This window comes from Streptomyces longispororuber, from assembly GCF_024448165.1.
In the GTDB taxonomy this organism is placed as follows: Bacteria; Actinomycetota; Actinomycetes; order Streptomycetales; family Streptomycetaceae; genus Streptomyces; species Streptomyces longispororuber_A.
In genome coordinates this window covers 1-14,013 of the sequence record NZ_JAMOLN010000103.1, presented here as the reverse complement: position 1 = coordinate 14,013, position 14,013 = coordinate 1, and the positions used below count along the sequence as shown (strand labels likewise).

Here is a 14,013-nt window from a genome sequence, read left to right as displayed (position 1 = left end):
GGTTCCGGAGAGTGATGCGGGCCCTTCCGCGGTCGCCCGGTTGGGCCGTCCGGGTGACCCCGGCGCCGGGCCGTCGTTTGCGTTGCGACAGCTCGACCAGCCACCGACGCGAAGGACCCGCCCGTGCCGTCTCTCCGCCCCTCCCGGCCGACGCCCCGCACCCGGATAGCCGCCGACACCACCGAGGCCGCACTCGTCGAGCAGTACACCGCTCTCGTGCGCCTGGCCTATCTGACGCTGCCCACCTCGCTGTCCCGGCACAGGCGCGTGCTCCTCGCCCACCACGCCGCGCAGCACGCCCTGCCCGCGGCCCGCACCGGGCGGGTGCCCCGGCCGCGCGGGGCGGACGGACCACCGGGAGCCGGGGCAGACGCCCTGCGCGTGCAGGTGGTGCGCACCGCCCTGGCCGCCGCGCACCGCCCCGCCTGGTGGCCCGGCTCCCTGCGGCCACCGCGCACCCTGCTGCCCCGGCTTCCCGTCGTCTGGGGCCTGCGGCTGTTCCCGCGGGCCGGGGGCGCGGACGAGGTCCGGCTCGGGCAGGCCCTCGCGGACGCGTCGGCCCCGGCGCGGGCGGCGTTCGTGCTGCGCCGGGTCGACGGCCTGGACGGGGAGCGCGTCGCCCTGCTGCTGGACGCGGCCGGGGTGGCCGACGCCGGGGCCGTGCTCCGCCAGGCGGTCGGCCTCGACGCGCAGGCGGGTCCGGCGGCCCAGGCCCTGCTGCACTCGCAGGAGTTCGACGCCTGCTCGGTGCAGACACGGCCGACCGACCTGGTGCGCCGGGCCCGACGGCGCCGTGCCGCCTGGACCGCGGGTGTCGCGGCCGCGGCCCTGGTGGCCGCCGCGCTCCTCGTCCCCGCCGGGACGACGCCGGACCCCGCGCCCGGCACCGCCGGCGCCGCTTCCCCCGTGCTCTCCCCCGGCCGACTGGCCCGTACCGCCCCCGACACCTGGGCGGACACCTCCCGGGTCGACTTCACCGCCTGGCCCGCGCGGGGAGCGCTGGTCCACGACGACGCCCTGCTCGGGCGGGCGCTGGACACCTGGGCCGCCCCCTCGGACGACGTCCGGGTGACGGCGTCGCCCGGCACCGCGACCGACGCCCCGCCGCGCACTCCGCAACTGCTGTTCGCCGGAGAGGTCGACGGTCACCAGGTCGTGCTGTTGCACGACGGGGAACGGCTCGCCCGGTACACCGCCGACGAGGGCTCCGGGCAGGTGTCGCTCGACATCGCCCGGGCCGACGACGCGGACGTCACGTCCGGCGCGACCGTGGTGCTCGCCCGCGGCGACGGCGCCGCCCGCTATCTGACGGCGCCGTGGATCGCCGAGTCGACCGTCCGCGACCTGCTGCGCCCCGACACCCCGGCCCGGCCCCTGCACGTGTCCCGCGACGGGGTCACGGACGCGGTGCCCGTCGCCCCTCCTGGCGGCTGCGACAAGCGTCCCGTCCTCCAGCTGCGGTCGTCGTCGCGCATCGTGGAGCACCACGCGTTCGTCGTCGCCGACCTCGGCGGACTCTCGCCCGTCCACCTCACGTACACACCGCTGCCCGGCGCGGGCCGTCCGCCCCGCCAGCCGCGCGAGGCGACGAGCACACAGGCACTGCTGGCCTGGGCGCGCACCGCGTGCCGGGTGCCGTCGTGGGGCGGCGGCGGGGTCCGCGCGGTCAACGTCTGGGACTTCGCCGAGCAGGACCTGCCACAGAACGGTGGCCGGGCCGTGTGGGCGTGCGCGCGGGCCGACTCCTGGCGGGGTCCGGGCGACGTGACGCTGCTGCTGCGTACGCCGGCGGCGTCGACGACCACACCCGCCCGGGTCGTCGGCCGGGCCGAGAACACGGCCGCTTGCAGCCGGTTCGGCCAGCACGTCGTGGCCGCCACCCGGTGGCGGGCCCCGGACGGCCACGACTACCTCGTCGCCGCCGGCAGCCGGAAGGTCACCCGCATCACCGCGGACGGCGCCGTCGACGCCTCGAAGCCGGGCCGCGTCCTGGCCGTGCCCGCTCCCGAGAAGGGCACCGTGCGGGTGACGGCACGACTGGACACCGGCGAGCGGCTCGCGGAGGTGGGTGCCGCACGGGACTGACCCGCTCGCCCCGGGACGGCAGGCCCCGTCCCGCCGTCGGCCCGCCACGCCACGCGTGCGCGGGCCGACCCGTGTGATCCGTGATCACTGCATCCGCCCGTCCCGCTCGTGCGGAAGGAACAGTGAGGTCAGAAGGTGGAAGCACACGCCCTCACGGGCACATGAACACACGGACACACGGGAGCGGACGTGGACGCGGTCGACGACGGGATGCGCTGTCTGGTGACCGGGGCCACCGGCTACATCGGTGGCCGGCTGGTGCCGGAGCTGCTCGCCGCCGGGCACCGGGTGCGCTGTCTCGCCCGCTCCCCCGACAAGCTCCGCGACCACCCCTGGGCCGCCGACACCGAGATCGTCCGCGGTGACGTCACCGATGCCGACTCGGTCGCCGACGCGCTGGCCGGGGTGGACGTCGCGTACTACCTCGTGCACGCCCTGGGCACCGGCGACGGCTTCGAGCGGACCGACCGCGAGGCCGCGACGATCTTCGGCGAGCAGGCCCGGCGGGCCGGCGTGCGCCGCATCGTCTACCTCGGCGGCCTCACCCCCAAGGGCGTACCGGAGCGCGAGCTCTCGCCGCATCTGCGGTCCCGCGCGGAGGTCGGCCACATCCTGCTCGCCTCGGGAGTCCCGACGACGGTGCTGCGGGCCGCGGTCATCATCGGGTCCGGTTCCGCGTCGTTCGAGATGCTGCGCTATCTCACCGAGCGGCTGCCGGTGATGGTGACGCCGAGCTGGGTGCGCACCCGGATCCAGCCGGTCGCCGTGCGCGACGTGCTCCGCGTCCTGGTCGGCAGCGCGACGATGCCGACCGATGTGTCCCGCGCCTTCGACATCGGCGGCCCCGACGTCCTGACGTACCAGGACATGATGGTCCGCTACGCGGCCGCCGCCCGGCTCCCCCGGCGGCTGGTGCTCACGGTGCCCATGCTCAGCCCCCGGCTGTCCAGCCACTGGGTCGGCCTGGTCACCCCCGTCCCCGCGTCCATCGCCCGCCCGCTGTGCGAGTCGCTGCGCCACGAAGTGGTCTGCCACGAACACGACATCGCCGACTGGGTGCCCGATCCGCCCGGGACGCCGATCGGCTTCGACGAGGCCGTCACCCTCGCCCTGCGCCGCGTCCAGGAGGCGCAGGTCGCCACCCGCTGGTCGTCGGCGGCGGTGCCGGGCGCGCCCAGCGATCCGCTGCCCACGGACCCCGACTGGGCGGGCGGCAGCCTGTACACGGACGAGCGGGAGCGCCTGGTCGACGCGTCGCCGCAGCGGCTGTGGGAGGTGGTGGAGGGGATCGGCGGTGAACACGGCTGGTACTCCTTCCCGCTCGCCTGGGCCGTCCGCGGCGGGCTCGACCGGCTGATGGGCGGCGTGGGGCTGCGCCGCGGCCGGCGCGACGCTGCCCACCTCCGGGCGGGCGACTCGCTCGACTTCTGGCGCGTCGAGGCGATCGAACCGGGGCGGCTGCTGCGGCTGCGCGCCGAGATGCGGCTGCCCGGACTCGCCTGGCTCGAACTGTCGGTGGAGCCCGTCGGCGCGGGCCGGTCCCGCTACCGGCAGCGGGCGCTGTTCCATCCACGGGGCCTGGCGGGACAGGCGTACTGGTGGAGCGTGGCGCCGTTCCACACCGTCGTGTTCGGCGGGATGGCGCGCAACATCGCGGCCACCGCCGAGCGCCCTCGCCCCGGCGCCGGGACCGCGTGACGCGCACCTCCGCCCTGCCGCGCGGGCCGGATCCGCCGATCGACCCATCCGTGGAGCCCGCGGCTCCGTATTACCCGCGCACCCCCGTCCGTCCGGGTGTGCCCGCAGAGCCTGGAGGTCACGAACGTGAAGGAAGCCGTCCGCATCGGTCCCGCACCGGGAGCCGGGCCCAGCCTGGAAGAGCTCATGGCCGATGTGGCGAAGGGGGACAAGGAGGCGTTCGCCTCGGTGTACGACGCCGTGGCGGGCTCCGTCCTGGGCGTGGTGCGCGGGGTCCTGCGGGACCGGGCGCAGTCGGAGGAGGTGGCGCAGGAGGTGCTCGTCGAGGTGTGGGGCAACGCGGCCCGGTACCGCACCGACCGCGGCACGGCCATCAACTGGGTGCTCACGCTCGCCCACCGGCGCGCGATCGACCGGGTCCGCTCGGTGGAGGCCGCCGCGGCACGGGACCACCGGGCCGCGCTCCTGGCCCGGACCCCGGAGTTCGACGAGGTGACCGAGGAAGTGGAGACCCGTCTCGAACGCGAACAGCTGCGCCGCTGTCTGCGTACGCTCACCGAACTGCAGCGGCAGTCCGTCTCGTTGGCCTACTACCGCGGTCTGACCTACAGCGAGGTCGCCGAGCTGCTGTCGGTGCCGCTGGGCACGATCAAGACGCGGCTGCGTGACGGTCTGATCCGGCTCCGGGACTGTCTGGGGGTCGGCGCATGACCGCCGTGGATCTGCACACCCTGACCGGGGCGTACGCCCTGCACGCGCTCGGGCCCGCCGAGCAGGCCGAGTTCGAGCGCCACCTCGCCGCGTGCGAGGCCTGTGCGCAGGAGGTGCGCGAGCTGTCCGCCACGGCGGCCCGGCTCGGGCTCGCCCTGACGGTGGTGCCGCCGGACGGCTTCAAGGAGTCGGTGCTGCGCCGGATCGACAGCGTGCGCCAGGCGCCGCCGAGCACGTCGTCGGACGCGGCAGGGGCCGGAGCGCCCCGGCGCGCGCGGCGGGTGCAGCGGTGGGTGCTGGCCGCTTGTGTCGCGGCGGTGGCCGGGCTCGGCGCGACCACGGTGTGGCAGTACGTGGAGGCGCGGGACGCCCGGCAGGAGGCCCGCCGGGCGCAGGAGGCCACGGACCAGGTGGCCGATGTCCTCGCGGCCCCGGACGCCAAGGCGCGCACCGCCCGGCTCGCGGGCGGGGCGAGCGGCACCGTCGTCGTCTCCGAGAGCCGGGACCGGGCCGTGTTCGTGGCCGCTTCGATGGCGGAGCCGCCGAGCGGCAAGGTCTACCAGCTGTGGTTCGACGAGGACGGCACGATGCGTCCCGCCGGGCTGATGGACCCGCACCGCACGGCGCAGACCGTTCTCCTGGAGGGCGCGGTGGGCGACGCGTCCGGCATGGGCATCACGGTCGAGCCGGCGGGCGGGTCGGCGCACCCGACGTCGGCGCCGGTGGCGCTGATGCGGCTGCCCGCCTGACCGGTCCCCGCCCCGCTCTCAGCGGGGCGGGCGGTCGCGTCGGGGCGGGCGCGGGAAGAAGCCGCTGGTGCGGGCGGCGTACGCGGCGTATCCGGGCCGGTCCGCCATGTGCCGCTCCAGCAGCGGCTTCCCGCTCCCGTTCAACAGCAGGAAGCTCATGGTCAGCGGGGAGAGCGCGGCCAGGAGAGCCGGCCACGGTCCGGCCTCGCAGGCGACGAGGAACAGACCCCACCACACGCAGAAGTCCCCGAAGTAGTTCGGGTGCCGGGTCCAGCTCCACAGGCCCCGGTCCATGATCTGCCCGCGGTGCGCGGGGTCAGCCCTGAAGCGGGCGAGCTGGTGGTCCCCGACGGCCTCGAAGCAGAGACCGACGCCCCACACGACCGTCCCGATGACTGCGAGGAGGGACGGTTCCGAGGGCGCGTACGAGGCGATCTGGACCGGCAGGGACACCAGCAGGATCAGCGCGCCCTGGAGGAGGTACACCATCCGCAGCGCGTAGAGGTCCCGGCGGCCCGGTGCCTTGGCCAGCATCCGTTCGTAGCGGGGGTCCTCTCCGTGGCCGCGGGAGCGCCACGCGATGTGCAGGGCGAGCCGCAGCCCCCAGACCGCGGTGAGCACCAGGACGAGGACCCTGCGCGCGGCGTCGCCGTGCCCGGCGGACATGCCGTACGTCGCGCCGGCCACGGCGGCGAACCCGATCCCCCAGGCCACGTCGACGCCGCGGTGTCGGCCCGTGCGGACCCCGACGGCGAACGCGGCCAGGACCACGACCAGGACGGCGCCGGCCGACACGGCGGCGTTCAGGGCGAGGGCCGCCCACGGGAAGCCGTTCATGACGCGGTCCCCGGCCCGGCGGGCTCCTTCGTGAACAGGTACTGCTGGACGTCCAGGTAGCCGGAGCGGAACCCGGCCTCGGAGTACGCGAGGTAGAGCGTCCACATGCGGCGGAACGTCGCGTCGAAGCCGAGCGCGGCCACCTCGTCCGCCCGCTCGGTGAAGCGCTCGCGCCAGAGCCGCAGCGTCTCCGCGTAGTGCGGCGCAAAGCCGTCCCTGCGGGCCGTGCGCAGCCTTGTGTGCTCGCCGGTGACGCGCTCGATGACGTCGACGGAGGGCAGCTGCCCGCCGGGAAAGACGTACTTCTGGATCCAGGTGTACGTGTGCCGCGAGGCCAGCATCCGGTCGTGCGGCATGGTGATGGCCTGCACGGCCGCGCGGCCGCCGCGGGCGAGCCGGTCGTCGAGGGTGCGGAAGTAGCCGATCCAGTACTCCTCGCCGACCGCCTCGACCATCTCGACGCTGAGCACGGCGTCGTAGGTGCCCTCGCTCTCCCGGTAGTCGCACAGCCGGATGTCGACGCGGTCCTCGTGCCCGGCTTCCCTGACCCGGGCGAGGGCGAGGTCCCGCTGGGCGGCGGAGAGCGTCAGGGAGGTGACGTGGGCGCCGCGGGCCGCGGCGCGCAGGGCCAGTTCGCCCCACCCGGTGCCGATCTCCAGGACCCGGGTGCCCGGTCCGACGGCGGCCAGGTCGAGCAGCCGGTCGACCTTGCGCCGCTGGGCCTCGGCCAGCCCGGACCACGAGGCGGGAAAGCCCTGGAAGAGGGCCGCGGAGTACGTCAGCGTGTCGTCGAGGAAGAGCGCGAACAGGTCGTTGGACAGGTCGTAGTGGCGGCTGATGTTCGCCCGCGCCCCGGCCACGGTGTTGCGCTGGGCCGGGGGCCGGCGCTGGGCCCACAGGTCCCGCAGCCGTTGCAGGGGCGCGGGGACGAGGGTGGCCGCGTGCGCGGCGAGGACGGTGAGCACGCCGACCAGGTCGTCGGCGTCCCACTCCCCGGCCTGGTACGACTCGCCGAACCCGATGAGGCCCTGGGCTCCGATGCGGCGATGGAAGGCGTCCGGGTCGTGCACGACGAGCTCGGGGCCGCCCAGGCCCAGCGTTCCCCGGCCGCCGAGCCGCACGCGCAGCGGCAGCCGGTCGAGGGCGGAGTCGACGACCCGACGCGCCACGGCCGTACGGACACCAGAGGCTCCGGGCAGCGCCGCCACGTCGGGCCATCGCTCCGGGTCCACGTCGGCGCGGGGCAGGGGCCGCTCCGCGGTCGAGGTGAGTCTCATCGCATGCCTTTCTGGGGGTGGTGGCCGGGGCGCGGCAGCGGGCGCAGGCCCCGGAGCAGGAGACGGATGCCGTGCAGCCGGATGCCCGCGGACACGGCGTACGTGGACAGCGGCCGACGCAGCACGGTGCGGGCGACACCGAACGGGGTCGCGGGCCGCCGCACTCCCCGTACGGTCGCGGTGAAGGGCGGGGTGCCGGCGGCCTCCAGACGCACCGTCAGGCGCAGCGTCCCGTCCGGCACGGGCAGGCGCATCCGGTAGTGGCCCGCCATCGGGAAGAACGGCGAGACGTAGAACTCCTTGTCCGCCCGCGCCGCGCCCGTGCGGTCCGGGTGCAGGACGTAGCAGTGGCGCTCGCCGTGGGTGTTGTGGACCTCGGCGACCGCGCAGCGCGGGGTGCCGTCGGGGGCGAGGCACCAGTAGACGGTCAGCGGGTTGAAGACGTGGCCCAGCACGCGCGCGTGGGCAAGCATCACCACGCGCTCCGCCGGGTCGAGGCCGATGCCCTGCGCGGTCAGGAACGCGGTGAGCCGGGCGCGCAGTGTGGTGCCGTCGCCGCCGAGGTGGTCGCGGGCGTCGAAGCGGGCGAACCCACGCAGCGGGTACGGGACGCGGGGCGGCCGGTCGATGTCGATGAGCCACAGGTAGGTGCGGTGGCGCAGCGTGTGGCGGACCGGGCCGGTGCGGACGTGGGCGACGGTGCAGGGGTAGAGCGCGGGGGTCGTGGGGATGGGGTTCACCAGGGCACCCCCAGCGCGGCGGCCGCCGCGGCGCCGGAGCGGCAGCCGTCCTCGTGGAAGCCCCACCCGTGGTAGGCGCCGGCGAACGCCGTGACGGGGCCGCTGAGTTCGGGCAGCCGGCGCTGCGCGACGACGGACTCGGGCGTGAAGACGGGATGCTCGTACTCCATGCGGGCCAGCACGCGCGACGGGTCGACGCGGTCCTCGCCGTTGAGGGTGACGAGGAACCGTTGCGGGCCGGGGAGGCGTTGCAGCCGGGTCATGTCGTAGCTGACCCGCACGGCCGCGGCGTCGGTGTCGCACGACGGCATCAGGTAGTTCCAGGAGGCCCGTGCGCCCGGACTGCGCGGCAGCACACCGGAGTCGGTGTGCAGGAGGGTCGCGTTGCGGGAGTAGCGGAACGCCCCCAGGACCGCGCGTTCGCGGGCGTCCGCGTCGGCGAGCAGGCGCAGTGCCTGGTCGGGGTGGACCGCGATGACCACGGCGTCGTAGGTCAGGGTCCCCAGCCGGTCGGTGGTGACGTCCGCGCCCGTCGCGTGCCGGCGCACCGTGCGGACGGGGTCGGCGGTGTGCACGGCGTCGAGGTTCTTGGCGACCCGGTCCACATAGGTGCGGGAGCCGCCCGTCACGGTGCGCCACGCCGGGGACCCGGTCACCGCGAGCATCCCGTGGTGGTCGAGGAACCGGAACAGGTGGGCGGCCGGATACCGGTGCGCCGTCCGGGCGTCGCAGGACCAGACCGCGGAGACGAGCGGCGTCACGAAGTGGGCGGCGAAGTAGGGCGAGAACCGCTCCCGGGCGAGGAACTCCCCCAGGGTGACGGGGAGTCGGCCGTCGGCTCCGGTCTGCGCGTCCGGTGACCGCAGGACCCTGCGGGCCGCCCGGTGGAAGCGCGGGACCTCGGCGAGCATCCGCAGGTACCGGGGCCGCAGCGCGGAGCGCGGCCGGGCGAACAGGCCGCGCGGTCCCTTGGCCCCCGCGTACTCCAGGCCGCAGCCCTCGCAGCGCACGGACATGCTCATCTCCGACTCCTGTGTGGCGACGTCGAGTTCGGAGAAGAGGCGCAGCAGGTTCGGGTACGTCCGGCGGTTGTGCACGATGAACCCGGTGTCGACGCGGTGCAGCCGGTCGTCGGCCGCGACCACGTCGTGGGTGTGCGCGTGTCCGCCCAGCCGGTCGTCGGCCTCGTACAGGCTCACCCGGTGGGGCCGGCCGAGCACGTGCGCCGCCGTCAGCCCTGCCACGCCGCTGCCGACGACGGCGATGCGCCGCCCCGTGCCGTCGGGCATCGTGCTCCTTCCGCCCGGCCCCGTTCGGGCCTCTCACCTGTGATCCGGAGCGGACGGCGGCACGGATTGCTCCGGTTGGCCGTCAACCGGTCCGGCCCGTTGGTCCGTGGGTGTGAACCGACCAATCCGAGCGGGTCCCGACGACGGATTCCTGACCATGGACGACGCAACGCAACGGCCGCTGCGCGGCATCGAACGGCGGACGGTGGGCGCGCTGAGCGGCGTGCTGGCCGGGTACGCGGCGCTGGCCGTCGCCGAACTGGTCTCCGCCGCGGTCAGGCCCGAGGCAGGTCCGCTCGTCGCGGTCGGCGGCGCGACGATCGACCGGACCCCGGCCGCGGTCAAGGACTGGGCGATCCGCCAGTTCGGCACGCACGACAAGCTCGTGCTGCAGCTCGGCATCCTCGCGGTCCTGGCCGTGCTGGCCATGGCGCTGGGCGTGGCGGCGACCCGATGGCTGCGGGCCGGCTCCCTCGGGGTCCTGTGCTTCGGTGCCGTCGGCGCGCTGGCGGCGCTGGGCCGGCCCGATTCGACGGGCTTCACCGACGCGCTGCCGTCCGTCGTCGGCGCCCTGGCCGGTGCCGGGCTGCTGTACGGGCTGACGGGGCGCGTCGGCCGGGCCGACGGGGCGCTCGCGGACGGCGCCGAGGAGGGCGGCACGGGCTGGGACCGGCGGGGTTTCCTCGTCGTCGCCGGGGCGGCCGCCGCCGCGTCGACCGGAGCGGCGTTCGCCGGCCGGGCGCTCGCCGGCTCCCGTGGGCAGCGCGCGGTCGCCTCGCGCCGGGGCGTCGTGCTGCCCGCGGCCGCGTCGAAGGCGGCGCCCGTGCCGCGCGGCGCCGCGCTGCGGATCGGCGGCATCAGCCCGTTCATCACCCCGAACGACGACTTCTACCGGGTCGACACCGCCCTGACCGTGCCGAAGGTCGACGCCGGCTCGTGGCGGCTGCGGATCCACGGCACGGGCGTCACCGACGAGTTGACCCTGTCCTTCGACGCGCTGCTGCGGATGCCGCTCGTCGAGCGTGACATCACGCTGACCTGCGTCTCGAACGAGGTGGGCGGCCCGTACGCGGGCAACGCGCGCTGGACCGGCGTCCGCCTGGCCGACCTGCTGGAGCGGTGCGGGGTGCGGCCGCCGTCGCGCGGCGGCCCGGCCGACCAGTTGGTCGCGCGGTCCGTGGACGGCATGACCCTCGGCAGCCCCGTCGAGGACGTGATGGACGGCCGCGACGCGCTGCTCGCCGTCGGGATGAACGGGCAGCCGCTGCCGTTCGAGCACGGCTTTCCCGTCCGGATGGTGGTGCCCGGCCTGTACGGGTACGTGTCCGCCTGCAAGTGGATCGAGGACATCGAACTGACCACGTACGACGCCTACGACCCGTACTGGGTCAAGCGCGACTGGGCGCGGCGCGCGCCGGTCAAGACGGCGTCGCGGATCGACACCCCGAAGCCGTTCGCCCGCCCCGGGGCCGGCACCGTCATGGTCGCCGGGGTCGCCTGGGCGCAGCACCGCGGCATCGACAAGGTCGAGGTCCGCGTCGACGACGGACCGTGGCAGGAGGCGCGCCTCGCCGCCGAGGACACGGCGGACACCTGGCGCCAGTGGTCGTACGCCTGGCAGGCCCGCAAGGGCGGACACACGCTGACCGTACGGGCCACCGACGGGACCGGTGAGACGCAGACCGAGGAGCGCGCCCCCACCATCCCCGACGGCGCCTCCGGATGGCACTCCGTCGTCGTCACCGTCGACTGACCGTGCCGCCTTCCCGGGCCGGACGTCACTCGTCCGGGCGACGCACCAATCCGCGTAGGGATCAGTTCCGGATTCCCCGTGACGCAAGGCAGACGCCTTCGTCAACGCCCTCGTCGAGGAGTTGTCATGCAGACCCGAATCCGTCGCTACGCCATCGCCGTCACCGTCAGCGCCGTGCTGCCGCTGACCCTGACGGCCTGCTCGGACAGCGACTCCAAGGACAAGGCGTCCGGCACCGCGACCGCCGCCTCCGCCGAGCCGTCGGACACGGGCAGTCCGTCCGGCGGCATGAACGAGCCCTTCGGCCCGGCCTGTTCGTCCGTGCCCAAGGACGGCGCGGGTTCCTTCGACGGCATGGCCAAGGACCCCGTGGCCACGGCCGCCTCGAACAATCCCGCGCTGTCCACGCTGGTGACGGCCGTCAAGAAGGCCGGGCTCGTCGACACCCTCAACAACGCCGAGAACATCACGGTGTTCGCGCCCACCAACGACGCGTTCGCCAAGATCCCGAAGGCGGACCTGGACAAGGTCCTCAACGACAAGGCCCAGCTCACCAAGATCCTGACCTACCACGTCGTGGGTCAGAAGCTGGCGCCCGCGGACCTGGGGAACGGCTCCTTCGAGACCCTGGAGAAGTCGAAGCTCACCACCTCGGGCTCGGGTGAGTCCTACAAGGTCAACGACACGGCCAAGGTGGTCTGCGGCAACGTGAGGACCGCCAACGCCAACGTCTACATCATCGACACCGTCCTCATGCCGAAGAGCTGACGGCACGCGTTCACCGTCCTGTCGGCCGTCATCGCCCCGGTCGCCGAACCACCCTGTCGGCGAGCGGGAGTTGACGGCTGACGGTGGCCGCGGCCCGGCCCGCCGCCGCAGCGGCCGCCCTGCCGGTCGCCCGCGAACCGTTACCACGGCGGCGCCTCTGCCGTTTGATTTCGTGGTTCTTCCCTCTGCAGGAACGTTCCGGCACCGACCATGGCCGGGCCGGCTCCCACAGCGGGACCCGGCGGCGACGGTGATGCGAGGCGAGCAGGACAGTGACGGATCGGCTGATGGGCAGGCTCCCCGGCCCCCGGGCGGCGCAGGACGAGGCGCCCAGCAGGCTGGTGGGACGGGACGAGGAGCTGCGCCGGGTCCGCCGACTGCTGCGCTCGCACAGTCTGGTGACGCTCGCCGGGCCGGCCGGAGCGGGCAAGAGCGCACTGGCCGCCGAAGCGGCCGAACGCTTCGACGCCGAGGTCGTCCGGGTCCGCTGGTGGGACTCCGCCGCACCGACGGCGCACGGCGTCCGCGCCATCGCGCAGGCGGTGCTCGCCCACCACGCCCCCGTCGGCACCGACGCGCCGGACCACGCGGAGCGCATGTTGTTGCTGCTCGACGACGCCGATCCGGTGCGCGAGGAGTGCATCGACATGGTGCAGCGCCTCGTCGCACAGTGCCCCGGCCTGCGCGTGCTGGTGACGTCCCGGCAGCCGTTGGGCCTCGGGGCCGAACGCGTCGTGCGCCTGGGCCCGTTGGCCCTGCACGCGGCCGACGGGCGCTCCCCCGGTCCCGCCGTACGCCTGTTCCGCAGCCGCCTCGACCGACGCACCGCCACCGCCCTCGATCCCGGCGACGCGGAGCTCGTCGTCGACGTGTGCCGGCGCACCGGACGCACGCCCCTGGCACTCGAACTCGCCGCCCGCCAGGCGCGGGGACGGTCGCTCGGGGAACTGAGCGACCTGCTGGCGGGCGGCGACGGCTGGCTCAGCGACGACCGGCACACCGGCCCCCACCGGCACCGCTCTCTGCACGCGGCGGCCGGTGCCACCTACCCGCTGCTGGACCGCCGCGAGCGCGTCGTGTGGGCCAGGGCGAGCCTGTTCACCGGGGATTTCGACGAGGCAGCCGCCACGTTCGTGTGCCAGGGCCCCGACCTGCCGGCGGACCTGGTGCCCGCCGCGTTGTCCCGGCTGGCGGCCGCGACCGTCCTCGACGTCGTCGACGACCCGGGCGGCGTCGTCCCCGCCCGCTACCGCATGCCCGCCGCCTCCCGCAGCGTCGGCAACGCCGTCCTGCGCGCGGCCGCCGAGTGGCCGGCCGCCGCGGACCGCCACTTCACCTGGCAGTGCCTGGCCGCCGACGAGGCCGCCGACCTGTGGCGGCACGGCCACCAGCCCCTGGCCCTCGACCAACTGCGCGCCGCCGCCCCGGACATCGCGGCCGCGCTCGCCCGCAGCACCGCCCACCCGGGGCGCACCGCCGACGCGCTGGGCCTGATGGTCGACCTGTGGTTCTGGTGGGGCGTCTGCGGCCGCGCCGCCGAGGGCTACACCACCGTACGGAGCCTGCTGCGGGCCGCACGCCGGGAAGAGGTGCCGGTACCCGCGGTCGCCCTGTGGCTGGCCGGATGGCTCGCCGCGCGGCTGGGCCGCCCCGAGGCGCCGCTGCTGCTGGGCGACGCCGCCGACGCGGCGCTGGCCGGGAACGACCTGGGCCTGCTCGGCCAGATCTCGGACGCCCTCGCCGTCCACGCGGCGTTCTGCGGCGACCGGGACCGGGCCGTCAACCACCTCCAGGAAGCCGTCCTGCTCTCCCCCGAGCGGCCGGTGTACGGACCGCCGGCCGCCGTCAGCCAGGCCGTTCTCGCCTGCAACGAGGCCCGCACCTCACCCGGCCGCGCCCGGGCCGGCCTGCGCAGGGCCCTGAGCCACCCGTCGGCGCGCGACGACCTCTGGGTGCGCTGCACGACCGGGTACGCCCTGGCGTTCCTGGACCACGTGCAGGGCCGCAAGTCCAAGGCGTGGCGCCGGGCGCACCGGGTCCTCGCGGACGCCGTCGCCCTCGACGCGCCGGTCGGCATCGCCCTCGCCCGCGGCCTCATCCACGAAC

At 75.2% G+C, this 14,013-nt stretch carries 11 protein-coding genes; 7 read left to right on the top strand and 4 right to left on the bottom strand.

Features of this window, described 5'->3' with window-relative positions; genetic code table 11:
• The first annotated feature begins 123 nt into the window (after positions 1-123).
• The 4 genes from M4J07_RS26525 to M4J07_RS26510 all read left to right on the top strand — a co-directional run bounded on the left by M4J07_RS26525 (position 124) and on the right by M4J07_RS26510 (position 5,243).
• Complete coding sequence (locus tag M4J07_RS26525; protein WP_255975535.1) at positions 124-2,085, top strand: hypothetical protein; 1,962 nt, start codon at positions 124-126, stop codon at positions 2,083-2,085.
• Between the two features lie 210 nt (positions 2,086-2,295).
• A complete protein-coding gene (locus M4J07_RS26520) occupies positions 2,296-3,783 on the top strand; it encodes an SDR family oxidoreductase (protein WP_255975555.1) in 1,488 nt (495 codons plus the stop codon).
• Positions 3,784-3,909: 126 nt separating this feature from the next.
• Positions 3,910-4,494 carry an ECF RNA polymerase sigma factor SigK gene (gene sigK, locus M4J07_RS26515; protein ID WP_255975534.1) on the top strand — a complete coding sequence of 195 codons (585 nt, stop codon included), beginning with the start codon at positions 3,910-3,912 and terminating at the stop codon, positions 4,492-4,494.
• A complete protein-coding gene (locus M4J07_RS26510; RefSeq protein ID WP_255975533.1) occupies positions 4,491-5,243 on the top strand; it encodes an anti-sigma factor in 753 nt (250 codons plus the stop codon). Before sigK ends, M4J07_RS26510 begins: the two co-directional genes overlap by 4 nt.
• An 18-nt stretch (positions 5,244-5,261) precedes the next feature.
• On the opposite strand, the gene M4J07_RS26505 is transcribed toward M4J07_RS26510, so the two are convergent.
• From M4J07_RS26505 to M4J07_RS26490, 4 genes are read right to left on the bottom strand one after another with little or no spacing between them, the layout of a single operon-like run.
• Entirely contained in the window at positions 5,262-6,080 is an 819-nt protein-coding gene (locus tag M4J07_RS26505) for a DUF1295 domain-containing protein (RefSeq protein WP_255975532.1), read from the bottom strand.
• Positions 6,077-7,357, bottom strand: coding sequence for an SAM-dependent methyltransferase (locus M4J07_RS26500; RefSeq protein WP_255975531.1), 1,281 nt, complete (start codon positions 7,355-7,357; stop codon positions 6,077-6,079). The genes M4J07_RS26505 and M4J07_RS26500 overlap by 4 nt, the downstream gene beginning before the upstream one ends.
• Positions 7,354-8,097, bottom strand: a complete 744-nt coding sequence (locus M4J07_RS26495; protein ID WP_255975530.1) for a DUF1365 domain-containing protein — start codon at positions 8,095-8,097, stop codon at positions 7,354-7,356. The genes M4J07_RS26500 and M4J07_RS26495 overlap by 4 nt, the downstream gene beginning before the upstream one ends.
• On the bottom strand, positions 8,094-9,386 hold the full coding sequence (locus M4J07_RS26490) for an NAD(P)/FAD-dependent oxidoreductase (protein ID WP_255975529.1): 1,293 nt from the start codon (positions 9,384-9,386) through the stop codon (positions 8,094-8,096). Before M4J07_RS26490 ends, M4J07_RS26495 begins: the two co-directional genes overlap by 4 nt.
• A gap of 157 nt (positions 9,387-9,543) precedes the next feature.
• Between M4J07_RS26490 and M4J07_RS26485 the strand changes: the two genes are divergently transcribed.
• From M4J07_RS26485 to M4J07_RS26475, 3 genes are all read left to right on the top strand, one after another.
• Entirely contained in the window at positions 9,544-11,139 is a 1,596-nt protein-coding gene (locus M4J07_RS26485) for a molybdopterin-dependent oxidoreductase (RefSeq protein ID WP_255975528.1), read from the top strand.
• Positions 11,140-11,265: 126 nt separating this feature from the next.
• A complete protein-coding gene (locus M4J07_RS26480) occupies positions 11,266-11,907 on the top strand; it encodes a fasciclin domain-containing protein (protein WP_255975527.1) in 642 nt (213 codons plus the stop codon).
• A 287-nt stretch (positions 11,908-12,194) separates the two neighbouring features.
• On the top strand, positions 12,195-14,013 hold a 1,819-nt coding region (locus M4J07_RS26475), incomplete at its 3' end, for an ATP-binding protein (RefSeq protein WP_255975526.1).

Excerpts from the sequence above, each read along its gene's own strand:
- M4J07_RS26520 (WP_255975555.1), top strand. The coding sequence starts at position 2,296 with ATGCGCTGTCTGGTGACCGGGGCCACCGGCTACATCGGTGGCCGGCTG.
- M4J07_RS26510 (WP_255975533.1), top strand. The coding sequence starts at position 4,491 with ATGACCGCCGTGGATCTGCACACCCTGACCGGGGCGTACGCCCTGCAC.
- M4J07_RS26505 (WP_255975532.1), bottom strand. The coding sequence starts at position 6,080 with ATGAACGGCTTCCCGTGGGCGGCCCTCGCCCTGAACGCCGCCGTGTCG.
- M4J07_RS26500 (WP_255975531.1), bottom strand. The coding sequence starts at position 7,357 with ATGAGACTCACCTCGACCGCGGAGCGGCCCCTGCCCCGCGCCGACGTG.
- M4J07_RS26490 (WP_255975529.1), bottom strand. The coding sequence starts at position 9,386 with ATGCCCGACGGCACGGGGCGGCGCATCGCCGTCGTCGGCAGCGGCGTG.
- M4J07_RS26485 (WP_255975528.1), top strand. The coding sequence starts at position 9,544 with ATGGACGACGCAACGCAACGGCCGCTGCGCGGCATCGAACGGCGGACG.
- M4J07_RS26480 (WP_255975527.1), top strand. The coding sequence starts at position 11,266 with ATGCAGACCCGAATCCGTCGCTACGCCATCGCCGTCACCGTCAGCGCC.